The sequence below is a fragment of the Lentzea albidocapillata genome (assembly GCF_000719115.1).
Classification (GTDB): Bacteria; Actinomycetota; Actinomycetes; order Mycobacteriales; family Pseudonocardiaceae; genus Lentzea; species Lentzea albidocapillata.
In genome coordinates, this window is record NZ_JOEA01000014.1 from 628,553 (window position 1) to 650,353 (window position 21,801).

21 protein-coding genes are annotated in these 21,801 nt (G+C 69.0%); 11 read left to right on the top strand and 10 right to left on the bottom strand.

Going from position 1 to position 21,801, the window contains the following annotated elements; genetic code table 11:
• Positions 1–33: 33 nt before the first annotated feature.
• On the top strand, positions 34–1,332 hold the full coding sequence (locus IG04_RS0124595; RefSeq protein WP_030479066.1) for a wax ester/triacylglycerol synthase family O-acyltransferase: 1,299 nt from the start codon (positions 34–36) through the stop codon (positions 1,330–1,332).
• Positions 1,333–1,354: 22 nt separating this feature from the next.
• Positions 1,355–2,020, top strand: a complete 666-nt coding sequence (locus tag IG04_RS0124600) for an HAD family hydrolase (RefSeq protein WP_030479067.1) — start codon at positions 1,355–1,357, stop codon at positions 2,018–2,020.
• 30 nt (positions 2,021–2,050) lie between these two features.
• On the opposite strand, the gene IG04_RS44210 is transcribed toward IG04_RS0124600, so the two are convergent.
• From IG04_RS44210 to IG04_RS44215, 3 genes are all read right to left on the bottom strand, one after another.
• Positions 2,051–3,325: a serine/threonine-protein kinase gene (locus IG04_RS44210; protein ID WP_051770570.1), complete on the bottom strand. Its 1,275-nt coding sequence runs from the start codon at positions 3,323–3,325 to the stop codon at positions 2,051–2,053.
• Positions 3,326–3,534: 209 nt separating this feature from the next.
• Positions 3,535–4,152, bottom strand: coding sequence for a ScbR family autoregulator-binding transcription factor (locus IG04_RS0124610; protein WP_030479069.1), 618 nt, complete (start codon positions 4,150–4,152; stop codon positions 3,535–3,537).
• On the bottom strand, positions 4,152–4,559 hold the full coding sequence (locus tag IG04_RS44215; RefSeq protein WP_051770572.1) for a nuclear transport factor 2 family protein: 408 nt from the start codon (positions 4,557–4,559) through the stop codon (positions 4,152–4,154). The genes IG04_RS0124610 and IG04_RS44215 overlap by 1 nt, the downstream gene beginning before the upstream one ends.
• A 253-nt stretch (positions 4,560–4,812) precedes the next feature.
• Between IG04_RS44215 and IG04_RS0124620 the strand changes: the two genes are divergently transcribed.
• The 4 genes from IG04_RS0124620 to IG04_RS0124635 all read left to right on the top strand — a co-directional run bounded on the left by IG04_RS0124620 (position 4,813) and on the right by IG04_RS0124635 (position 10,489).
• Positions 4,813–5,121, top strand: a complete 309-nt coding sequence (locus tag IG04_RS0124620; RefSeq protein ID WP_030479071.1) for a helix-turn-helix transcriptional regulator — start codon at positions 4,813–4,815, stop codon at positions 5,119–5,121.
• A 149-nt stretch (positions 5,122–5,270) separates the two neighbouring features.
• The gene (locus IG04_RS0124625) at positions 5,271–5,789 is read left to right on the top strand and encodes a lamin tail domain-containing protein (protein WP_030479072.1); all 519 of its coding nucleotides are present in this window, start codon (positions 5,271–5,273) and stop codon (positions 5,787–5,789) included.
• A gap of 136 nt (positions 5,790–5,925) precedes the next feature.
• Complete coding sequence (locus tag IG04_RS0124630; RefSeq protein WP_030479073.1) at positions 5,926–6,561, top strand: lamin tail domain-containing protein; 636 nt, start codon at positions 5,926–5,928, stop codon at positions 6,559–6,561.
• 184 nt (positions 6,562–6,745) lie between these two features.
• A complete protein-coding gene (locus IG04_RS0124635) occupies positions 6,746–10,489 on the top strand; it encodes a S8 family peptidase (protein WP_051770577.1) in 3,744 nt (1,247 codons plus the stop codon).
• Here the strand turns inward: IG04_RS0124635 and IG04_RS0124640 are convergent.
• Positions 10,474–11,445: a helix-turn-helix domain-containing protein gene (locus IG04_RS0124640; RefSeq protein ID WP_030479075.1), complete on the bottom strand. Its 972-nt coding sequence runs from the start codon at positions 11,443–11,445 to the stop codon at positions 10,474–10,476. The two genes, IG04_RS0124635 and IG04_RS0124640, sit on opposite strands and share 16 nt — an antisense overlap.
• A 116-nt stretch (positions 11,446–11,561) precedes the next feature.
• Between IG04_RS0124640 and IG04_RS0124645 the strand changes: the two genes are divergently transcribed.
• Positions 11,562–12,368, top strand: coding sequence for an intradiol ring-cleavage dioxygenase (locus IG04_RS0124645; protein WP_030479076.1), 807 nt, complete (start codon positions 11,562–11,564; stop codon positions 12,366–12,368).
• Here the strand turns inward: IG04_RS0124645 and IG04_RS0124650 are convergent.
• A complete protein-coding gene (locus tag IG04_RS0124650; protein WP_030479077.1) occupies positions 12,342–13,604 on the bottom strand; it encodes a helix-turn-helix domain-containing protein in 1,263 nt (420 codons plus the stop codon). The two genes, IG04_RS0124645 and IG04_RS0124650, sit on opposite strands and share 27 nt — an antisense overlap.
• Positions 13,605–13,685: 81 nt before the next feature.
• Between IG04_RS0124650 and gabT the strand changes: the two genes are divergently transcribed.
• Genes gabT through IG04_RS0124665 form a run of 3 tightly spaced genes read left to right on the top strand, consistent with a single transcriptional unit; the run spans position 13,686 to position 17,294 of the window.
• Entirely contained in the window at positions 13,686–14,969 is a 1,284-nt protein-coding gene (gabT, locus tag IG04_RS0124655; protein WP_030479078.1) for a 4-aminobutyrate--2-oxoglutarate transaminase, read from the top strand.
• On the top strand, positions 14,864–16,276 hold the full coding sequence (locus IG04_RS0124660; RefSeq protein ID WP_420843955.1) for an aldehyde dehydrogenase family protein: 1,413 nt from the start codon (positions 14,864–14,866) through the stop codon (positions 16,274–16,276). Before gabT ends, IG04_RS0124660 begins: the two co-directional genes overlap by 106 nt.
• Positions 16,277–16,331: 55 nt before the next feature.
• Positions 16,332–17,294 (top strand): LacI family DNA-binding transcriptional regulator, encoded by a 963-nt coding sequence (locus tag IG04_RS0124665; RefSeq protein WP_030479080.1) that lies wholly within the window; start codon positions 16,332–16,334, stop codon positions 17,292–17,294.
• Between the two features lie 442 nt (positions 17,295–17,736).
• Here the strand turns inward: IG04_RS0124665 and IG04_RS0124670 are convergent, their stop codons facing one another.
• Positions 17,737–18,231 carry a hypothetical protein gene (locus IG04_RS0124670; protein ID WP_144065290.1) on the bottom strand — a complete coding sequence of 165 codons (495 nt, stop codon included), beginning with the start codon at positions 18,229–18,231 and terminating at the stop codon, positions 17,737–17,739.
• Positions 18,232–18,347: 116 nt separating this feature from the next.
• Here IG04_RS0124670 and IG04_RS0124675 point away from each other — a divergent pair, with 116 nt between their 5' ends.
• A complete protein-coding gene (locus tag IG04_RS0124675) occupies positions 18,348–19,670 on the top strand; it encodes an amino acid permease (protein ID WP_245816058.1) in 1,323 nt (440 codons plus the stop codon).
• Between the two features lie 3 nt (positions 19,671–19,673).
• On the opposite strand, the gene IG04_RS0124680 is transcribed toward IG04_RS0124675, so the two are convergent.
• From IG04_RS0124680 to IG04_RS0124695, 4 genes are all read right to left on the bottom strand, one after another.
• Positions 19,674–20,201, bottom strand: coding sequence for a hypothetical protein (locus tag IG04_RS0124680; RefSeq protein WP_144065289.1), 528 nt, complete (start codon positions 20,199–20,201; stop codon positions 19,674–19,676).
• 134 nt (positions 20,202–20,335) lie between these two features.
• Positions 20,336–20,593 carry a helix-turn-helix domain-containing protein gene (locus IG04_RS0124685; protein ID WP_030479084.1) on the bottom strand — a complete coding sequence of 86 codons (258 nt, stop codon included), beginning with the start codon at positions 20,591–20,593 and terminating at the stop codon, positions 20,336–20,338.
• A gap of 267 nt (positions 20,594–20,860) precedes the next feature.
• Positions 20,861–21,496 (bottom strand): UdgX family uracil-DNA binding protein, encoded by a 636-nt coding sequence (locus IG04_RS0124690; protein ID WP_030479085.1) that lies wholly within the window; start codon positions 21,494–21,496, stop codon positions 20,861–20,863.
• Positions 21,474–21,653: a CsbD family protein gene (locus IG04_RS0124695; RefSeq protein WP_030479086.1), complete on the bottom strand. Its 180-nt coding sequence runs from the start codon at positions 21,651–21,653 to the stop codon at positions 21,474–21,476. The genes IG04_RS0124690 and IG04_RS0124695 overlap by 23 nt, the downstream gene beginning before the upstream one ends.
• Positions 21,654–21,801 lie beyond the last annotated feature (148 nt).

Sequence of the window (21,801 nt, forward strand, 5' to 3'; positions counted from 1 at the left end):
CACGACACGATGACCTGTTTTCCTTGCACGGATATGACAGACCACCTCTCCCCCCTCGACATCGCTTTCCTCGCTATGGAGGGCGACACCAATCCCTTGCACCTCGGCGCGGTCGCGACCTTCGCACCGTCCACTCCGGTGCATCCGGCCCGCATCGCCGCCGTGCTCTGCGAACGGGCGCAAGAGATCCCGCGCCTGCGCCAGCGCGCCCGCACCTCGTTGCTCGGTGGCGCGCGCTGGGTGGAGGACCCCGGTTTCGCGCCGGAGGACCACGTCTTCACGCACCACACGCGCGGTCGTGACCGGTTCGCCACCCTGGTCTCGCACCTCATGGCGCAGCCGCTCGACCTCGCGCGCCCGCCGTGGGAGCTGCACGTCATCACCGGCCTCGCGGGCGGCAGGTTCGCCGTCGTCGCGAAGCTGCACCACTCGCTGTGCGACGGCATGAAGGCCGTCGGCCTGGGAATTCAGCTCTTCGACCCGTCACGGCTGTCCATTCCGGACGCCGCGGAGCCGGTGGCGAAGTCGATCATTCCGTCCCTCCCGTCGCTGCGCGGGATCAAGGACACGATCGACATCGCGTCGAGCGTGCTGATGAACACCCGCCCGCCGACGCTGAACTCACCGGTGCTCACCGCGTCCACCCGGCCACGCCGCGTGGTCATGTCGCGCCTGGATCTCACGGACATACACCGAATCCGCCGCGCGCACGGCGGCACGGTGAACGACGTGTTGCTCGCCCTCGTCACAGGTGCGTTGCGCCACTGGCTTTCCGCGCACGGCAGCGCCGGTCCCGACTCGGTCGTGCGCGCCCTGATTCCGGTTAACCAGCGCTCACGCTCTGGTGACGGCGCCTCGGGCAACCAGATCTCCGGTTTCCTGGTCGCACTGCCGGTCGGCGAGGCGGACCCGGTGCAACGACTGCGGAACGTCCGCGCGCAGATGGAGTCCGCGAAGGCGGCCGGCCCGGACCGGGGTGCCGGCGCGTTGCCGCTGCTCGCCGACAAGGTGCCGCCGCTGGTGCACCGCCTGGCCGCGCCCGTCATGGGCCGCTGCGCTCCCCTGCTGTTCGACACGCTGGTCACTTCGGTGCCGCTGCCGTCCGTCCCTCTTTCCCTGGACGGCGCCGCGCTGTGCGAGATGTACCCGGTCGCGCCGGTCGCACCCGGCCATGCCGTCGGCATCGCGCTGTCGGTCTACAAGTCGTCGGTCCACGTCTGCCTGAACACGAACCAGTCGTGGATGTCGGACGCGCACTGGCTCGACAGCGTGCTGCGCCGCGAGCTCGCCTCGCTGCAGGAGAGCAGGGAGCTGGTGGGTTTGCCTAGGTAGACGTCCGGGCAAACCTGGTTTCATGAGCAACACCGTGGTCCTCGACGTGGACGGCACCCTGGTCGACACCAACTACCACCACACGGTGGCGTGGCTGCGCGCCTTCCGCACGGTCGACGTCACCGTTCCTGGGTGGCAGGTGCACCGTGCGATCGGCATGGGTGGCGACAAGCTGGTGGCCGCCGTCGCGGGCGACAAGGTCGAACAGGACCACGGCGACAAGGTGCGCCAGGCCTGGGAGCGGTACTTCGACGAGATGCTGGACGAGATCCAGCCGCTGGAGGGCGCACACCGGCTGGTCCGCGCCGCCACCGACCTCGGCCTGGCCGTGGTGCTCGCCAGCTCGGGCAAGCGCAAGCACGTCGAGCACTACCTGAAGCTGCTCGACCCCGGCGACGTCGCGTGGACGACCTCGGACGACGTCGAGGACAGCAAGCCGGCACCGGACCTGATCGAGGTGGCGCTGCGCGAGGTCAAAGGTGAGCGCGCGGTCGTGGTGGGCGACTCGGTGTGGGACTGCGAGGCGTCCGCACGGATCGGGTTGCCGTCGGTCGGGCTGCTGACGGGCGGGTTCGGGGAGGACGAACTGGTCGACAGCGGCGCCTCGGCGGTCTACGCGGACCTGGACACGCTGCGGGCGGAGCTGGCCGACCTGCCGTTCGCCGTGGTGGAGGAACCGAAAGCCTGAAAGAAGCCCGGAACGTCTGACGTTCCAGGTCTACGGCCGAGGAACGGCCGACGGAGTCGGAATATCCGAGGGCTTGCCGCGGTTGTTCTTCTCCTTGCTGGTCTTCGTCGTCTCCCCGCTCGGCTCCACCTCGGTGGTCTCCACGACCGGAGTCGACGACGGCACGACCCCACCGGCACCCGGCTGCGGCGCCCCGGGCACACCGGGCGCGCTCGACACTTCCGACCCGTCCGGCGTCTGCACGACGGTCACGGTCGAAGGATTCACCGTCACGACCTGGGTGCGGGTGTCCGGTGCCACCGGCTTGTCCGCCGCCGGCGCCTCGCTCCCGCCACCGGCGAAGTTCGCCACCACGACGGCTACCGCGGTGACGGCGACGGCCGCGGCCGCGATCGCCGCGCGCTTGCCGCGCCAGGACCGGGGCTCGGGCACGGCCGCGGGCTCGTCCGGTGCGACGGCCGCGTCCGGCAGCAATGCCGGCAACCCGCGGCTGGCCTCGAAAGCGGCCTCCAACGACCGGGAACACTGAGCGGCGGACGGACGGCGCGCCGGGTCCATGTCCGTCATCGCGGACAACAACGACACCCACGCCAGCGGCAGGTCGACGGGAATCCGCGGCGACCGGGCGAGGCGGGCGAGCGCGGCCTCGGCGTCGCCGCCGGGGTACTCCGTCCGCCCGGTCAGGCACTCCAGCAGCACGAGGCCCAGCGAGTAGACGTCCGCGGGCGGGCCGACGTCGGCGCCGCGCACCTGTTCCGGCGACAGGTACCCGGCGGTGCCGACCAGCACGCCGGACGTCGTCACCCGCGTCACCTCGGCCACCAGCGCCAGGCCGAAGTCCGCCAGGTAGGCCTGCTTTTCGGTGTCGTCGAGCAGGATGTTGGACGGCTTGATGTCCCGGTGCACGACACCCAGGTCGTGCACGTGGTCCAGCACCGCGGCGACCTGGCTGCCGACCCGCGCCACGAACCGGGGTGGCAGCGGTTCGCGCATGCGCTGGCGCAGCGTGCCGCCGGTGATCTCGCGCATCACGAAGTACGGGCGGCGCGACACCGTCCCGGAGGCGTAGACCGGGATGATGCCGGGGCAGTCCAGCGAGACCAGCATCGAGGCCTCGCGCTGCAGGCGCAGTTCGTCGTCGGGCAGGCCGGGGCCCGAGAAGATCTTGATCGCCACCGAGGACGTCGTCGATCGGTCGTACGCGCGGTAGACCTCCGCCATCCCGCCGGACCCGAGGAGTGTGCCGACCACAAAACGGTTGTCGATCACCGACCCGGTCAGATCGCCGTCCCAAGGTGCGCTCATGGGCCTCCGCTCGCCTGCGCAGCAACCTAACGGGTCGCCTGGAATTCCGGTACCCGCCCTACCCGAAGATCAAACTATATTCAGTCCGGCTTCGATCTCCCGGATCACCGCCAAGTCGTGTTCCCGCTGGTGAAAGCCACGGTGCCCTCCGCGAGTTCCTGCACAAGCACCTTGTCGTCGCCAAAGGTCGGCTTGTTAACGAGCGACAGTCACTCGAACCGCAGCCTCTCCCGGACGGGAGCGGTCACGAGGCAGCCGGAGGTGGCCCGCCAGAGCCGGCTCAGCCGGACGCGGAGGTCGGTGCCGCCGGTCAACGCCTGTGCCACGAACTGCAACCCGAGCAGCTCGGCCACTATCTGTTCGGCCGCGTGCCGCACGTTCACCTCCGGCCGCAACTCGCCGCGTTCGGACGCCAGCGACAGCAGGTCCCGCACCACCGTGACCCAGCCGATCACCTGCGCGGCCGCGGCGACGTCGAAGAACACCGCCTCCCGCAACAGCTTCGCGCTCACCCGCACGGTCAGGTCGGTCTCGAGCCGACCGACGAACTCGAAGGACATCACGATCAGCGCCTGCACCGGTGACGACTCGACCGCGAGCACCTCGTCGCGCAGCCGGTGCCACAACAGGGACTGCTCCTCGATGATGGCGACGCCAAGGGCTTCCTTCGAACGAAAATGGCAATACAGCGCACCTTTGGAAACATCCGCCCGCGCGCACACGGCCGTGAGGCTCGACCTGGAGAACCCCTCGCGGTCGAAGACCTCCGCCGCGGCCCGCAGCAGTTTCGCCCGCGTGTGCGCCGACTTCTCGCGCTTGGAACTCATCACGTGGCCCGTGCGACGCCGGTCGCGACCGCTGTGGCGAAGGTGTCCGGCATCTGCCAGTACTGCTCGATCTCCCCCAGGTGCACCGATATCACCGCGGCGAAGCGCACCTCCACCGGTGTCCCGCCGGCACGGACCCGCCAGCGCGCCGAGCCGATCACGGCGGCGTCTCCGCCGTCGACGATCACCTGGCGCACCGAGAGCTGCTCCAGGTCGAACGTGGCGAACAAGGTCAGGAACTGGGACTCGACCTCACGGCGGGTGCGCCTGCCGAGTGCCCAGTGGACGCCGTTCGGGTCGGGCGCCTCCCATTCCACGGCCGGTGCGCACAACCGCGCGATGCCAGGTGCGTCCTGTGCCGCGAGTCGTGCCAGGAAGACCTGCACCGCTTCGACCGTCGAGAACATTTCACTCACCTTCTCATCCCGGTCATTGCTGCGGCAATGAACTCGGTGCAGTCACAGTAGCGAGGCGCTCGAAATGTGAGTGCGCACACCCCATTGGACCAGCTTCGTTTCACCCAAACATCCGATCGGTCGATTCCGTTGGTACCTGAACTTTCAACGACCGCCGGTATCACCGCAATGCACGGCACGAACTCGTGGACTTTGCGGCATGGTTGATGGCGCACCCGTCATCTCACTGAAACGGAGCAGAACCGTGCTCAAGGCAGCCACTGAAGCCCGCGAGCACCAGGACACCCCGCCGATTACAGCCTTGATTCCACAGGCACGGCGAGAACAAGGGCTCACCCAGCGCGACCTCGCGGACCTGTTGTGCGAGATCTCACAAAATGACAGCGTCACCCGTGAGGAAGTGTCGAGATGGGAACGCGGTAAACGCATTCCCGGCCCTTACTGGCGTGCCTGGATCAGCGAGGCCCTCGACGTGCCGCACGCGGCCCTCGACCGGGCCGCCGTGATCGAGCGGGAATGCCGCAGGGCGAAGGAGGAAGACCACTCCTGCTAGCGGTGCGCGGGCAGACGGCAGGGGTCTGCCCGCCCGCAGCAGGGCGGTGCCCGCAGCGGCCGCCGCGGGCACCGCCCTACCACAAGTCCCAGGCAGGAACGACCTTTGGCCCCCTGTGCGTCCGCGCACAGGGGGCCAGACTGCGTCACGTGACAGCCTTCGGACACTCCTTCGCGACATTGCTGCTACTCGCCGGTAGCACGATCGGCGGCACACCGGGCGTTTCCCCGGTCAAAGTCAACGAGATCACACTCGGCCCCGCCGGATTCGTCGAACTGCGCAACACGGCCTCCACCACGGCAGACATCGGAGGGTGGACGGTCCAGACCTGCACCGGCGGCACCGCCGAAATCCTCGCCACCATCTCACCCGGCACGCCCCTGGCCCCCGGCGAATACTTCGTCATAGTCGGTGCCGCGTTCAGTGGAACAGTGCCGAACGGCCTGATCGTGGAGACCGTGGACGGAAGTGGCGTAATCGCCAGGAACCGGCATGGCGCACACACCGACAGCGTCGGCCTCAGCTCCTCCTCGCCGTGCCGGGAAGCGGGCCCCGCGACACCCTGCGCAGATTCATCGCTCGGCCGTGACGGCTCCTCGCGGGACACAGATCACAACTCGGCCGACTTCACCTGCCGAATTCCCTCTCCCGGAGAAAGCAACCACTGATCAATAAACAATGGCCCCTTTCGAGTCCGAACGAATGCGAGCAAAGTCAGTCCCAGCGGCAATACAGGTCGTTCCCCTCGATCAGAGGGCCGCTACGAGGAATACCCCGAATTCACTTTCTCGAAGGGACAGGACTATGCGTCGACTGCTGAGCGGAGCTGCCGCCCTGGCAATCGCGAGCACCATCGCGTTCGCCGGACTGGCAACGGCCGCCGAGGAGCCCGAGTCTCCCGAGGTCATGCAGCTGCCGGCAGTGCTGATCAACGAGGTCTCCACCATGGGACCGAACGGCCAGCTCGACGAGGCGATCGAACTCATCAACACCACGAGCGAGCAGGTCGACCTGAGCAACTGGGTCATCAGGATCTACAACCAGCGCAACGAGGTCGTCCAGACGATCCCGTTGGTCGACGCTCTCGGCGGGCCGCTCACGCTGGCACCGGCCAACAACGTCGGCAGCACGCTGGTGCTGACGGGTGCGGAGTTCTCCGGCACCACGTCGACGCCGAACGTTCTCCCGGTGCGATTCACCGGTGCCGAAGGCATCCCGGCCCTCGGTGGCGTGGCGGTGTTCGGCAGCCTGGCCCCGACGGCCTTCAAGATCGACGGTGTCGCATTCTCGTCGCCGGTGACCACCGCCAAGGAAGGCGTCCACGCCCAGCCCGAGAACCAGCGCACCGCGCAGCTCGCCGGTTCCAACACGCGCAACCTGCTGAACCAGGACACCAACAACAACCAGCGGGACTTCTCGCTGCAGGAACGCACCTTCTGATCAAGTTGATCTGACCGTCAAGCGGGTGCACCGATCGAAGTGCCCGGACCACCTCCCCCGGTGGTCCGGGCACGTCCGCGTGTGGCGTGAAGTCGCCAACGGCGACTAACCGCCGCTTTTTACTGTTTCCCAACGATTTGCGGCCCCTCATCCTGCTGTGACCTGATCACCGAGGGAGTGCGCCGTGATTCGACAAGTTCTGGCACTTGCCGCAGCTGCCGCAACGCTCGTCGCACCAGCCGCGTCCGCCGCGTCACCACCGACGCAGGCGCAGACATCCGAGGCCTCACACCGGATCACACTCATCACCGGTGACGTCGTCGACTACACCGAACGCCCGGACGGGCGAAAATTCGCCCAGATCCACGCCGCGCCAAGGGATGGCGAGCAGCCGATCTTCCACACGATGACGACGGCCAAAGGTCTGCACGTCTACCCGTCGGACGCGATGAGCGCCGTCACGTCCGGAACGGTCGAGCGCACACTCTTCAACGTCACCGATCTCGTGCGCACCGGGCAGTCCGATGACCGCACGCCAACGGTTCCGGTGCTGATGACCGGTGGCTTCTCCGCCAGTGCCCACACCCGGATCAGCAGTCTGGACGCCTCGGGCATCCGGGTCGAGAAGTCGAAGGCGCAGGAGTTCTGGCGCTCCCTGGACATGAGCGCGAAGTCCGGCGTGCGGCTGAAGTACGACCGGCCGGTCCGCGTCGCGCTCGACCAGACCACCAGGCAGATCGGTGCCCCGGAGGCGTGGAAGGCCGGCTTGGACGGCACCGGTGTCACGGTCGCCGTCGTCGACACCGGCATCGACGCGAACCACCCCGACATCGCCGGCAAGATCACCGCGACGGAGAACTTCTCCGACGAACCGGACGTCGTCGACCGGCACGGCCACGGCACGCACGTCGCCTCGACCATCGCGGGCACCGGTCAGGTTTCCGCCGGCAGGTACAAAGGCGTGGCCCCCGGCGCGACCCTCGTGATCGCCAAGGTGTTCAACGGCGCCGGCGAGGCGGACACGTCCCAGGTGCTCGCCGGCATCGAGTGGGCGGCCCGCTCCGGGGCGAGGATCGTCAACCTCAGCCTCGGCGGTGCCGTCACGGACGGCAGTGACGAGATGAGCGCGCTGGTCGACCGGCTCTCCGCGGAGACGGGCGCGCTGTTCGTGGTGGCGGCGGGGAACAACGGCCCGGCCGGCCGTTCGGTCACCTCACCCGGCGCCGCCGCGTCGGCGCTCACCGTCGGCGCGGTGGACCGGCAGAACAGGCTGGCTCCATTCAGCAGCACCGGTCCTCGCGTCGGTGACGCGCACGTGAAACCCGAGATCAACGCACCCGGTGCCGGCGTCGTGGCCGCCCGGGCGGCGAACACGTCGATGGGCGCCCCGGTCGACGGCCGCTACACGGCCGCCTCGGGAACGTCGATGGCGACACCGCACGTCGCGGGCGCCGCGGCGCTGCTCACGCAGCAACACCCCGGCTGGGACGCGCAGACGGTGAAGGACGCGCTCGTCACCAGCGCCGCCGACGTCGGCATGCCGTGGTACGAGCAGGGTGCCGGCCGTCTCGACGTCGCACGGGCCATCACGCAGAAGGCCACGGCTACCGCGTCGGCGAGCTACGGGCGCCACGAGCGCGGTGCGGGCGGCGTGCTCACCAGGGAGCTCCAGTACGTCAACACCTCCGGCACCGCGCTGACCCTCGACCTCACCGCGACGATCAAGGGCTGGGACGGGAAGTCGACGACCGGGTTCGCCCTCAGCGCCTCCCGGGTGACCGTTCCCGCCCGCGGCAAGGCGTCGGCCACCCTCACCCTCGACCCGGAGGTGGGCCCGGCCGGCGTGTACGGCGGCGTGGTCACGGCGACCGGGACCGGGACGACGTTGCGCACCCCGGTCAGCGTGTACGAGGCACCCCAGACGTTCCCGGTCTCCGTGCGAGTCCGCGACGCCGTCGGCAAACCGCCCGCACCGGCGATGGGACAGCTGATCGACGACACCAACGGTGGCGACGACGTCAACGACCCGTTCGACGAGACCCTGAGCTACTACTTCGACGTCGTGAACGGCGAAGGCATCGCGAACGTGCCGACTGGCCGCTATTCGGCGGTGACGTGGGCGACCGAGAACACGGCGGGAGTGCGGCGCTGGTCCGCGCTCGCCGCACCGGAGCTCACCGTCACCGGCGCCGCAGCCATCTCGCTCGACGCACAGAAGACCGTGCCGATCGAGATCGTGCCACCAGGCCCGGCCGAACAGCGCGACCGCACCGTGACGATGCGCCGCGTCCTACCGGCCGAAGGGGAGAAGTCGCAGCTGATCACCGAGATGGCCGCCGCGCTCGGCAGCGCACCGTGGGAGATCCGCGCGACGCCTTCCGCGGCGGCGAAGAAGGGCGCGATCTCGTTGCAGGACAACGTGACCCTGCAGACCGCGACGGTCACCGCGTCCTCGGGAGGCCGCACGATCACAACGGACGGCGACGTGGCCGTGCTGTCCGCGAAGTGGTCCGGTGAGCGCGACCTGACCCTCGGCGGGGACACGGCGCTGGTGAAGATCAAGCCGGACACGCCCGCCAACATGGTCAAGGCGGCGAACATCGCCGCCACCGCCGCGGCCCAGGCCGGCCAGAAGGCGATCTTGTCCTATGTGGACGCACCGGGTGCGCTCGCGCTCACCGGGCTCTCCAGCGCCGCGCTCCCGGCGCTGGGCGTCGGCAACGCGGACGGGGAGTTCCTCGCGAACCAGAAGTCCTTGCGGCTGACCGTCAAACCCGGCCCGGAGTCGGTGTTCAACCTGAGCTTCCTGGACGCCAACGGCATCCCGGCCGACCACCGCCGAGTGGTGGACCCCGCCAAGCTGGTCAAACGGCCGACCGCCTACCACGCCGACAAGCCGGGCCTGACCGTGCAGAAGACGTGGTACCCGTTCCCGACCGGCCTGTGGCAGACGCAGATCCTGCGCGGCACGACGTTCACCCCGCCGGCCGCGTGGACGGAGTACATCGGCCCGGGAGACGACCGGATCGTCTGGAAGCGGCACGTGACGCTGAGCGGAACCGACTCCAGGGGCCAGCGTGCGGCCATGACCATGTTCCAGGAGAACGTGTTCCGCGAGGGTGCCGCTCCCGCGCCGGAACGGTGGTTCGCGGGACCGATGCACAGCACCGCGGTAGCACTGCAGTCCGACCACCCCGCCCGCTACCCCGCCGCGAACGGCGCGTGGCGGCAACTCTGCTCGAACTGCCGGACGGGCGACACGTTCGTCCCCGCCCTGCAGTGGACCGACGGCAACCCCGGTCACTACACGAACCCTTATCAGAACAGCAAGTTCTTCACGACCACCAAGGTCCGCCTGTTCCGGGGCGACGCGGAGATCCCGGCCACCCAGCAGCCACTGGCCTTCTACCCCACCTTCACGATGGCGCCGGAGAAGGCGGCCTACCGCCTCGAAACGGTCGAGACGCACGCTCCGGGAGCCGTGGCGGGCGCGGTCAACCCGGTGCTGTTCACCCTCGCCCCGCGCACCGAGACCACGTGGACCTTCCAGTCCTACCGCTCACAGAACCCTCCTCCTACCGGATACGCGTGCCACGCGGGCCAGCCGGCCTGCCAGTTCCAGCCGCTCATCCGGCTCCGCCACGACCTGCCGCTCGACCTCACGAACTCCGCACCGGCGGGGACACCGTTCACCTACCACGTGCACGCGTCCAACAGCGCGCCCATCACCCTCGTGAAGGTGCGGTGGTCGGCGGACGAGGGCAGGACGTGGAGCCAGGCGGCGATCCAGCCGAGCGGAGATCGTTGGCAGGTCACGATCGACAATCCCGGCGGCGACGTGTGGCTGCGTACCGAGGCCAGGGACGGGGCGGGGAACACGGTCGTGCAGACCATGCAGAAGGCGTTCCGCACTCACTCCGGTAGCTGAGGTGGCAGCAGAGAGGTAGCACCCCGTGCTGCGGCGCGCAGACCCGCCTGGAACCGGGTCTGCGCGCCCAGTTCGTCCATCAGCCGGTGCAGCCGCCGCTGGAAGGTCCGATAGCTCAGCCCGAGCTGCTTCGCGATGCTGCGATCCGGCAACCCGGTGGCCAGCAACGCGAGCAGTCGCGCGTCCTCGATCGAGATCTCGGTGCTCGCGGGCTGCCCCGGCAACGACAACGGCACCGCGTCCTCCCACAACCTCGCGAACAGCGCGCCGAGCGAGTCGAGCAACGCCGACCGGTGCACGATCACCGCGCTCTCCAGCGCCGTCTCGGTGCTGTGCAGCGGGATGAGCCCCAGCTGGGCGTCCGCGAGGATCATCTTCGTCGGCGCGGCGGCGACCACCCGCGCCTCCTCCCCCAGCGACAGCCCCATCTCCAGGTCGGCGCGCAGGTCGTGCAGCTCCAACGCCTGGCGCTCGTAGATCCCGCGGAACCGGACGCCGCGGCTCAGCAGCTCCTCCTCCACCGGGTGCAGGGACGTGGGCGCCTTGGCATACGGCGGCTTGTCCACGAAGCAGACCTCCCGCCGCGCGGTGCGCATGACCAGGTCGACGCGCCGCGAGATCGCCTCGGCTCCGTGCACGACCTCGACGAGATCGGCGGGCGCGCGCACGCCGGCCGCGCGTTCGTACCGGACCTGCAGCTCACCGGCCAGCAGCCGGTCACGCCGCAGGTCGTCCTCCCGGCGCAGGAAGTGCATGGCCAGCGCGACGTCCGGGGCCACGGCCGTGTGCAGCCCGTTGACCTGGTGGACGAACCCCAGCTCCGTCAACGACCTCAGCACGGGGCCGACGGCCGGCTCGGCCAGGTCCGTGGCGAGGCAGAGTTCGGCCACACCGAGCTGGTAGGAGTCCACGAGCGCCTCGTACACCGCGAACTCCGCCGGACGCAATCCGAGCACGCAAGCAGTATGCCGACTCCCGGGCACTCGCCGGCGTCGACTGCGGAGCAGCGGCAATAAAACACAGACAGGTTCTCCACAGGCGGCTCACAGGATTCGGCCGCAATCTGGGTCGCATGACGGACAACCACGACCGCGGCCTCCAGTTCGACCTCGCCACGCTCTTCGGGCGCAGGCGGGCGTTGTCGCTGCTCGGCGGCGCAGGCCTCACGCTCGTGGCCTGCGCCCCGTCGACCACCACCACCGCCGGCTCGACCACCACCACCGCCGGCTCGTCCACCACGGCCGACGGCTCGCCGTTGGAGACCATCCCAGAAGAGACCGCCGGCCCCTACCCCGGTGACGGTTCCAACGGCCCGAACGCGCTGACGCAGAGCGGAATCGTGCGTTCGGACATCCGGTCCAGCTTCGGTTCCTCCAGCCGCACGGCCGAGGGTGTGCGGCTGACCATCGACCTGACCGTCCAGAACGACGACGGCAAGCCGTTCGCGGGAGCCGCGGTCTATTTGTGGCACTGCGACATCAACGGTGACTACTCGATGTACTCGGACCGCGTGAAGAACGAGAACTTCCTGCGCGGGGTCCAGGAGGCCGACGCGTCCGGCAAGCTGACGTTCGTCAGCGTCTTCCCCGGCGCGTATGCCGGGCGCTGGCCGCACATCCACTTCGAGGTCTACCCGAGCCTCGCCGAGGCGACCAAGGCCGGCAACAAGATCACGACCTCGCAGCTCGCGTTGCCCGAGACGACGTGCAAGGAGGTCTATGGCACGGCCGGGTACACGCAGAGCGTGCAGAACATGTCGCGGACCTCGTTGAAGCAGGACATGGTGTTCCGCGACGGCGTCGACCACCAGATGGCGACGATGTCGGGCGACGTCCGGTCCGGCTACACCGCCTCACTGACCTTCTCGGTGGAGGGCTAGCCACAGTTCCGCGCGCAGGCCGGGCGAGTCGAGCGAGCGGTTCAGCGCCTGCTCGGCCCTGCGCACCCGGTTGCGCAACGTGTGCCGGTGCACGCCCAGTTCCGTCGCCGACGGGTCCCACGCGCCGTGGTGTCCAAGCCACACTCGAAGCGTGGCACGGGTTTCCGCGTCGAGCGGCTTCAGCAACGCGTCGGCGAACCCGTCCGGCAGCGGCAGGTTCCCGGCGAGCTCCTCGAACGTGCGGACGCCGGCCTGACGGGCCTGACGGGCCTCGCGGTACCCCCGCGCGACGCCGGTCTGGTCCACTTCGGACGAAGCGACGCCGTCGAACTCGTCGGTGAGCACGACGATGTCGCCGTCGTGCTCGGCCCAGAACACGTCGTCGTCCGGTGGCTCGGCGGCGAGGAAGACCCGGAACCGGCGGGGCAGTCCGTCAACCGCGAGCCCGGCCAGCAGCATCCGGAACTGGCCTGCGCGGAGTTCTCTCCTGGCCGCGTCGACGGAGTCGTGCTGGACGAGCGCGAGGACGAGCAGCGACGCGGCCGTGTTGACGATCCCCGGATCCGGCCTGGCGGTGCCGACCGCCAGAACGCCTCGGGCGCGGCTGCCGAGGACCTGCAGGAACACGTGCACGCCGGCGAGCTCGAACGCGACGCTGGCCAGGCCGCCCGCGGTCTTCAGCCGGGCGAGCTCGGCGGTCAGGTCCGGGACGAGGCGGGGGTTGTGGGCGTGCACGGGCTCACCGGCCGCGTCGAGGAGCACGACCCAGCCGTCGATCCACTGGCCGAGCCTGCGCACCACTCCCCCGACGCCGGTCCGGACCGCGGCTCTGGTGAGTGCGCGCTGGGCTTCGCTGGTCCTGGCCAGCGCCGCGTACTCGTCGGCGGCCAGCGCCTTCGACACGGCCTTGCTGATCGCGATGAACGGCACCTCGCGCGGCACCTCGACCAGCCCCAGTCCCGCCTCTGCCGCCGCTGCCACCAGCGCGGGCGGCACGACGTCGTGCCCCAGGCCGGTGCCGAAGCCGAGCCCGACGACCCCAGCGCGCACGAGCCGTTCGACATAGCCGTCCCGCAGGGCGTTGAGGCCCGTCGTGAGCAGCAGTTCGCCGCCCTCCAGGAACGGGGTGGGGTCCGCGAGCTCCGTGCCGTGCACCCACCCGACCGGCTTCGACACGTCCCCCGCCAGCACCGGGAGGCCCAGCGATCGAGCGAGGTCGTCCAGCGTGATGGGCATGTGCCAATTTGTACAACTTCAGTCCTGAAGATCGCCATTTCGGACACTGCGCACGCCGCTGACCAGGGCCATGCTGGGCACATGACCCGACTGCGTACCGCGATCCCCGGTCCCAAGTCCCTGGAGCTCCAGGCTCGGCGCAAGGGCGCCGTCGCCGCCGGAGTCGGTTCGACGCTGCCCGCCTACATCGACTCCGCCGACGACGGCCTGCTGATCGACGTCGACGGCAACCAGCTCATCGACCTCGGTTCCGGCATCGCCGTGACGAACGCCGGCAATCCCGCGCCCGCCGTCGCCGAGGCCGTGCACGCGCAGATCGACAGGTTCAGCCACACCTGTTTCATGATCACGCCGTACGAGAGCTACCTCGAGGTCTGCGAGCAGCTGAACGACCTCACCCCCGGCGACCACGAGAAGCGGTCGGTGCTGTTCAACTCCGGCGCCGAGGCCGTCGAGAACGCGGTCAAGATCGCCCGGCACGTCACCGGCAGGCAGGCCGTCGTGGTGTTCGACCACGGCTACCACGGCCGCACGAACCTCACGATGGCGTTGACCGCCAAGAACATGCCGTACAAGCACAGGTTCGGCCCGTTCGCGCCCGAGGTCTACCGCGTGCCGGCGTCCTATCCGCTGCACGACGGCCTGACCGGTCCCGAGGCGGCGTCCAGCGCGATCGCCGCCATCGAGAAGCAGGTCGGCGCAGACAACACCGCCGCCGTCGTGATCGAGCCGATCCAGGGTGAGGGCGGGTTCATCGAACCCGCCGAGGGCTTCCTGCCGGCGATCGCGCGGTGGTGCCGGGACCGCGGCGTGCTGTTCGTCGCCGACGAGATCCAGACCGGCTTCTGCCGCACCGGTTCGTGGTTCGCGCTCGACCACGAGGGCGTGGTGCCGGACCTGATCACCACGGCCAAGGGCATCGCGGGCGGGCTGCCGCTCGCGGCCGTCACCGGTCGCGCCGAGATCATGGACGCCGTGCACGTCGGTGGTCTCGGTGGCACGTACGGCGGCAACCCGGTGGCGTGCGCGGCGGCGCTGGGCGCCATCCGCACGATGCGCGAGCGGGACCTCAACGCCGCTGCCCGCCGCATCGAGGAGACGGTGCTGGGCCGGCTCAGGGCGATCGCGGAGAAGACCGACATCATCGCGGACATCCGCGGCCGTGGTGCGATGCTCGCCATCGAGTTCACCGAACGCACGCCCGACGTCGCCGCGCGCGTCGCGAAGGCGTGCCACGAACAGGGTGTCGTCGTGCTGACGTGCGGCACCTACGGCAACGTGATCCGCCTGCTGCCCCCGCTGGTCATCCCGGACGACCTGCTCGCCGAAGGACTCGACGTGCTCGAAGGAGCCCTGCTCGCATGATTGACTTCCACACCCCCGAAGACGTCGAGAACGCCGTCGCGAAGGCGCACGCCGTCGCTCCCGAACTGGCCGCGCTGCCCGCACACCGCCGCGCGTCCGCCCTGGACCACGTGTCGCGGCGCCTGGCCGAGCGGGCCGAGGAGTTCGCGCAGGCCATCAACGACGACTCGGGCAAGCCGCTGAAGTGGGCGCGGGTCGAGGTGACCCGCGCGATCTCCACGTTCCGCTGGGCCGCGGAGGAGGCCCGCCGGTTCTCCGGTGAGCTGCAGCGCCTCGACACCGACCCGTCCGCCGAGGGCCGTCTCGCGCTGGTGCGCCGGGTGCCGCGCGGTTCGGTGCTGGGCATCGCGCCGTTCAACTTCCCGCTGAACCTGGTGGCGCACAAGGTGGCGCCCGCGCTGGCCGTCGGCGCGCCGATCGTGCTGAAGCCCGCGCCCGCCACGCCGAAGGTCGCGTTCCTGCTCGGCGAACTGCTGGCCGAGACCGACCTGCCGGGCGGCGCCTTCGCGATCCTGCACCTGTCCAATGAGGACACTGCCGCGCTGGTCGGGGACCCGCGCCTGCCGGTGGTCTCGTTCACCGGTTCCGGTCCGGTCGGCTGGGGCATCAAGGAACGCGTGCCGCGCAAGCACGTCACCCTCGAACTGGGCGGCAACGCGGCCGCCATCGTCGCCCCCGACTGGCAGGACGTCGAGTTCGCGGCGCAGCGCATCGCCACGTTCGCGATGTACCAGGCCGGTCAGTCGTGCATCTCGGTGCAGCGCGTCTACGTGCACACCGACGTGTACGACGCGGTCTCGGAAGCCGTTGTGCAGCACGTGAACAAGCTCGACGTGGCCGGAGACGTCGGCCCGTTGATCAACGACGCCGCGGCCGACCGCGTCGAGTCGTGGGTGCGGGAAGCCGGTGCCACGGTCCTGACGGGCGGAACCCGTGACGGTCGCACGTACGCGCCCACCGTGCTGACCGACGTGCCGGAGGACTCGAAGGTCAACGCCGAGGAGGTGTTCGGCCCGGTCGTGACCCTCACGCGGGTGGACAGCGTCGAGGAGGCGTTCGACCGCGTCAACGCGTCCCGGTACGGCCTGCAGGCGGGCCTGTTCACCACGGACGTGCGGCTGGCTTTCCGTGCCGCGCAACGGCTCCAGGTCGGCGGCGTGATCGTCGGCGACGTGCCGAGCTACCGCGCGGACCAGATGCCGTACGGCGGCGTGAAGGAGTCCGGCATCGGCCGGGAGGGCCTGCGCGCGGCCATGGACGACCTCACCGAACAGCGCGTCCTGGTGCTGACCGGCCTGGAGCTGTGACCACCGGACGTCCGGTGAATGGGCCGTTCTTGACCTTGACTGCGATGATTTGCCCGTGGCCGTCACGATCAGGGATGTCGCACTCCAGGCGCAGGTCTCCGTTTCGACCGTCTCGCGCGCGCTGAGCGCGCCGGGACTCGTCAAGGAAGCCACCCGGCAACGGGTCCTGGACGTCGTCGCCGGGCTCGGCTACCAGCCGAACCGGGCGGCGCGCAGCCTGATCACCGGCCGCACCGGGAACCTCGGCATCGTGGTGCCCGACCTCCTCAACCCGTTCTTCCCCTCGATCCTGCGCGGCGTGCAGACGAAGGCGGGCGAGGCGGGCACCTCGGTCTTCTTCTGCGACAGCAGGGAGGACCCGGACACCGAGGCCGAGCTCGTGCGGACGATGGCGGCGCAGGTCGACGGCGTGGTGCTGTGCGCGTCGCTGCTGTCCGACGACACGATCGCCGAACTGGCGGCGGTGACCCCGCTGGTGCTGATCAACCGCATCGTGCCGGGCGTCTCGTCGGTCCTGATGGACAGCGCGTCCGGCATGGACCAGGTGGTCGCGCACCTGGAGTCGCTGGGCCACGAGGACTACGTCTACCTGGGCGGCCCTGCCGCGGCGTGGTCGAACAACCGCAGGATGCAGGGCCTCGCCGGCCGCGCCCGGCTGCTCGGCTCGTTCGAACCGAACTTCAACGGCGGCTACGCGGCGGCCGAGCAGGCGCTCGGCACCGGCGCGACGGCGTTCATCTGCTACAACGACCTGATCGCACTGGGTGCGCTCGCCTGCCTCGCCGCGCACGACGTGAAGGTGCCGGAGCAGATCAGCGTGACGGGGTTCGACGACATCCTCTACGCGACGATGTGCTCCCCCGCGCTGACGACGGTCCATATGCCGACCGAGGCCGCCGGCGAGGTCGCGGTCGACCTTCTCGCCTCACTGCTCGACGGCGGACCGGCCGAGCACCGGGAACTCCCGACGACACTCGTGGTCCGCGCGAGCACGACCGGACGTCCGATGTCGGCCTGATACCCGGGAAGGCTTGAACGCATTCCTGGCGACGAACGGACAACTGGCTCACTCGGGCCGAGGGAGTCGCTTCGGGGTGACTCCCTCACGCAGCCGATGAGTGATGTCTAGTCGTAACCGCGAACGTGCCCGTCCTCGTCGGCGAGAATTTCGTAGCCGTCCATGCCCAGCTCCTTCCGTTGGTGTGTGACTCATAAACCGTAGAGCCTCAGACGCGTCCTGTGGAGTGAATTTACATCGCAACCGGGGTAGCCGCCGATAACCCAGAGGAGTCGTGGTGACGGCTCTATCTCGATTCCGAAGTGTCAAGAACGGCGCAAGAATGGGCTGATCACCTACGCGTAACAAAGCGTTCCCGGACGTAACGGGAAATCGATCCAGTGATCGTGAAAGCCCTGGAAGACCGGTATGGCGAATCGCGCCGTTACGACTGCGCGAAGAGTCAGCTCGACCCGGCAGTCTCGGTGACCGCCCTCAGCGCCGCGACCACGGCCGAGAACGGCGGCAGGAACGGCTTCGCGGCCGGCACCTCGCCGAGCCACCGCACCCCGCCCCCGTCGATCCGCGACGGCGGCAACGGCACGAGCGTCCCCAGCCGGTGCGTCAGCGCGCCTCGCGCCCGCAACCGGATCAGGTTCACCTGCGACGCCTCGTCGGCGGACTCGGTGAGGATGAGCCATCGCCCGGGAGCCGCCGCGGCCGAAGGCAGCACCACCACCGGACCGCCCAGCATCCGCATGGACAGGTAGTGCTGCACCTCCTCACCGATCCCCGCCGCCATCTCCACGGCGGACACCGTGTGATCGGTGGTCAGCAGCAGCCGGTTCTCCGACCGCAGCACCAACCATCCCCAGCCCGAGCAACGCTCGAGCGCACCGGCGAACGTGTCGAGCCGCGGCAGAACTCCGGACGGTAGTACTCCCTTAGGCGAGTTCATGGATCTCACCCTCACTTGTTTCAGTGCCGTGTAACTCCGATCACACGATTTGACTCTCCGCCGCCATGAACTCACTATCGGCCCGCCATCGGCACACTCGAACGGGGCTGGAGAGCGTGAGTCACCTGCGGGAACGGCATGTCACCATGATCGCGCTGGGAGGCGTGATCGGAGCGGGCCTCTTCGTCGGGACGGGCACCGGTATCGCGCTCGCCGGACCGGCGGTGCTCATCTCGTTCGGTCTCGCCGGAATGCTGGCGTTGCTCGTCCTGCGCATGCTCGCGGAAATGGCGGCCGAGCATCCGAGCGGTGGCGCGTTCTCCGTGCACGCGGAGAAGGCGATCGGGCCGTGGGCCGGATTCACGGTCGGCTGGACGTACTGGGCGGCGGTCGGTGTCGTGCTCGCGGTCGAGGCGACCGGTGCGGCCAAGATCGCGTCGGGATGGCTCCCGGCGGTCCCGCAGTGGGCCTGGGTGCTGCTCTTCATGAGCACGCTCACCGCCGTGAACCTCGTGGGCGTCCGCAACTTCGGCGAGTTCGAGTTCTGGTTCGCGGGCCTCAAGGTCGCCGCGATCGTCCTCTTCCTCGCGCTGGGCACAGCCGCCATCGCGGGCCTGCTCCCCGGCGTCGACTCCCCCGGCACGCAGAACCTGAGCGACTTCCTCCCCCACGGCTGGGGCGGCGTCATCGCCGGGTTCATGGCGGTGGTGTTCGCGTTCGGCGGGCTGGAGGTCGTCACGATCGCGGCCGCCGACGCCGAGGACCCCCGGCACGCCGTCAAAAAGGCCGTCCGGACGTCCATGACGCGGCTGCTCGTCTTCTACCTCGGCTCGATGGCCGTGGTCGTGACGCTCCTGCCGTGGAACAACTCCGAGGTAGGCGCCAGCCCGTACGTCGCCGTGCTGAACCGGATCGGGATCCCGGCGGCCGGGCAGATCATGAACGTCGTCATCTTCGTGGCTCTGCTGAGCGCCATCAACGCCACGCTCTACGGCGCCGCCCGCATGCTGAGCTCACTGGCCGAACGCGGCGAGGCTCCGAAAGCCTTGCTGACCAAGAAGAACGGCGTGCCGCGCAACGCGGTGCTGGCCTCCACGGCGTTCGGGTTCTTCTCCGTGCTCCTCAACTACCTGTGGCCGGACACGGTGTTCCTGCTGCTGCTCAACGCGGTGGGCTCGGCGCTGCTGGTCGTCTGGGCGTTCATCGCGATCTCGCAGATCCGGCTGCGCCGCACGATGGCGAACCCGGCGGTCCCCATGTGGGGTTATCCGTACCTCTCCTGGCTGGCGCTGGCCGTGATCGGCGGCATCATCGTGCTGATGCTGAGCGACGAGCAGGCCCGCGGGCAGATCCTGTCCACGGGCGTGCTCGTCGCCGTCGTCGCGGCGGTGGCGCTGGGCAGGTCGGCCTTGCGCCTGCGCCACCACGACCGAACCTGACGGTCAGCCCGTGACGTTCTTCAACCGGTAGGGCTTGTACTTGGTGTTCTTCAGGCCGTAGGTGAGCACGCGGTGGTCCGTGCCGTGGCTGCCGCGCTGCTCGTAGGCCATGTACTGCGACTTGTCGGCCTTCGTCCACTTCTCGAAGATCACGACATGACGGAAGTCGTCACCCGGTTCGTCGACCGGGTCGATGAAAAGATCACCGGGCTTCATATCGGCGATCTTGATCTGTGTCGTGTACTTGCCGGTGGCTAGAGCGACGGTGTTCGGCCCGCCCTTGGGATTGGCGTTCCCCAGTGTCGCGGCCATCGAGACAAAACCCGAACAATCTTGCCGATACCCGTCCTTCCAGTACTTGGACATGCTGTACGGCACCTGCTTGCCGTTGTTCGCGGTCAGCCACGTCGCCGCCCGCTTGAGCACCTCACCCCTGCTGATCTGCGCTTCCGGTGTCGCGGACGCCGCGGGCGCACCGACGAGAACGAACGCGAAGAAAGCAGCGACCACAGCTGAAATGAATTTCACCATTTCCCCCTGCTTCAAGAAGAGCGAATCTCGCGGATCCACCCGAACACGGGGAACGATGAGACGTCAAGGTCACCTACTGGATTGCCGGTGATCTCAAACTATAGTGGTAACTCGACCGAGCGAATTCTCCGCGATCAGGCCGATCGGCTCTGCGGAGTCAGCAGTTCGTTGATGGAATCGAGAGAGATCCCGAGTGCACCGGCGAGGGCGGCGATGGTGAAGAACGACGGCGTGGGGGCACGTCCCGTCTCGATCTTGCGCACGGTCTCGGCGGACAGGCCGGCGCGGGCCGCGATCTCGACCATGCTCTCCTCGCCGCGGGCATCCCGCAGCAACTGACCGAGCCTCCTGCCGCGCTCCCGCTCCAGCGACGTCAGTGGGATGCGCACCATGCCTGCGGATTCTACGCGAATCAGGCGCACGGCGTGGCGTGAGAAAAGTCCGTTGCGAGCCCGGACGAGCTCGACGTAGGTTCGTTGTACACACGAGAGGAGGTGGTCCGAAGTTGTATAGCAACAGGACTCGTGAGGTGGCTGTCCGATAGGACCGCCTTTTGGTGACGCCTAGTCGTAAACCCAGGCAGCCACCCGACCCCCGGACTTCGAGCGCTGGTCCCGCTCGGCCTGCTCGCGCAGGAGTCGTCCGGGGGTTGTCCCGTTTCAGGACTCCCGCACGGCCTTCAGGTCAGCGACGAACGCGTCGAACGCCTCGGTGAAGTTCTCCGCGCGCACGACGGACGACGGGTGCACCGTCACCCCGACCCGCAACCCGTCGTGGTCCAGCACCTGACCGCGGTGCTCCGTCAGCTTGAACGACGGCCCCAGCACCGCCTTGGCCGCCACGGCCCCCATCACCACCACGAGCCGGGGCCGCACCACCCGGATCTCCTCGCGCAACCACGGGAAGCACGCCACGACCTCGCTGCGCCGGGGCTGCTGGTGGATCCGGCGCTTCCCGCGCTCGGTGAACCGGAAGTGCTTCACCGCGTTCGTCAGGTACGCCTTCGAACGATCTACGCCGGCGGCCTCGAACGCCTTGTCCAGCAACCGCCCGGCGGGCCCGACGAACACGTGCCCCTCGGTGTCCTCGCGATCACCCGGGCACTCCCCGACCACCATCAGGCGGGCCGGTACCGGCCCCTCACCGAACACGGTCTGCGTCGCGTCCCGGTAGAGCTCACAGCCGTGGCACCCCGCGGACGCCGAACGCAAAGCCGCCCAGTCCGCCCCCTCAGGGACGTACTGGGCGGCATCCGCGGTCTTGCCAGGACTCCTACTTGTCCGAGCGGAAGGCATCCTTGACCTTCTCGCCGGCCTGCTTGATGTCGGCCTTGGCGCGCTCCGCGCGGCCCTCGGCCTGCCACTGCTCGTTGTCGGTGGCATCGCCGACGGCTTCCTTGGCACGACCCTTGAGTTCTTCGGCCTTGTTGTCGAACATCTCATCGGCACCCATGCAACCCGGTTACCCGGCGAGCACCGTCCGAAACAGTTGATAAGGTGATCACTCGCGGTTGAGAACCCAGCCGCAAGCCGATGTGACGGCTTGCCCTGGGTGTGCCCGCCCTTCGCAATGCAGCTCCAGAGCACCGTCGTCACACCGG

What these genes read in the sequence shown, in the direction of transcription:
- IG04_RS0124630 (WP_030479073.1), top strand. Translation starts at nt 5,926, where the DNA reads ATGCGTCGACTGCTGAGCGGAGCTGCCGCCCTGGCAATCGCGAGCACC.
- IG04_RS0124595 (WP_030479066.1), top strand. Translation starts at nt 34, where the DNA reads ATGACAGACCACCTCTCCCCCCTCGACATCGCTTTCCTCGCTATGGAG.
- IG04_RS44215 (WP_051770572.1), bottom strand. Translation starts at nt 4,559, where the DNA reads ATGTTCTCGACGGTCGAAGCGGTGCAGGTCTTCCTGGCACGACTCGCG.
- IG04_RS0124600 (WP_030479067.1), top strand. Translation starts at nt 1,355, where the DNA reads ATGAGCAACACCGTGGTCCTCGACGTGGACGGCACCCTGGTCGACACC.
- IG04_RS0124690 (WP_030479085.1), bottom strand. Translation starts at nt 21,496, where the DNA reads ATGCCTTCCGCTCGGACAAGTAGGAGTCCTGGCAAGACCGCGGATGCC.
- IG04_RS0124680 (WP_144065289.1), bottom strand. Translation starts at nt 20,201, where the DNA reads ATGGTGAAATTCATTTCAGCTGTGGTCGCTGCTTTCTTCGCGTTCGTT.
- IG04_RS0124685 (WP_030479084.1), bottom strand. Translation starts at nt 20,593, where the DNA reads ATGGTGCGCATCCCACTGACGTCGCTGGAGCGGGAGCGCGGCAGGAGG.
- IG04_RS0124650 (WP_030479077.1), bottom strand. Translation starts at nt 13,604, where the DNA reads ATGCCCATCACGCTGGACGACCTCGCTCGATCGCTGGGCCTCCCGGTG.
- IG04_RS0124670 (WP_144065290.1), bottom strand. Translation starts at nt 18,231, where the DNA reads ATGAACTCGCCTAAGGGAGTACTACCGTCCGGAGTTCTGCCGCGGCTC.
- IG04_RS0124645 (WP_030479076.1), top strand. Translation starts at nt 11,562, where the DNA reads ATGACGGACAACCACGACCGCGGCCTCCAGTTCGACCTCGCCACGCTC.
- IG04_RS0124610 (WP_030479069.1), bottom strand. Translation starts at nt 4,152, where the DNA reads ATGAGTTCCAAGCGCGAGAAGTCGGCGCACACGCGGGCGAAACTGCTG.
- IG04_RS44210 (WP_051770570.1), bottom strand. Translation starts at nt 3,325, where the DNA reads ATGAGCGCACCTTGGGACGGCGATCTGACCGGGTCGGTGATCGACAAC.
- gabT (WP_030479078.1), top strand. Translation starts at nt 13,686, where the DNA reads ATGACCCGACTGCGTACCGCGATCCCCGGTCCCAAGTCCCTGGAGCTC.
- IG04_RS0124695 (WP_030479086.1), bottom strand. Translation starts at nt 21,653, where the DNA reads ATGGGTGCCGATGAGATGTTCGACAACAAGGCCGAAGAACTCAAGGGT.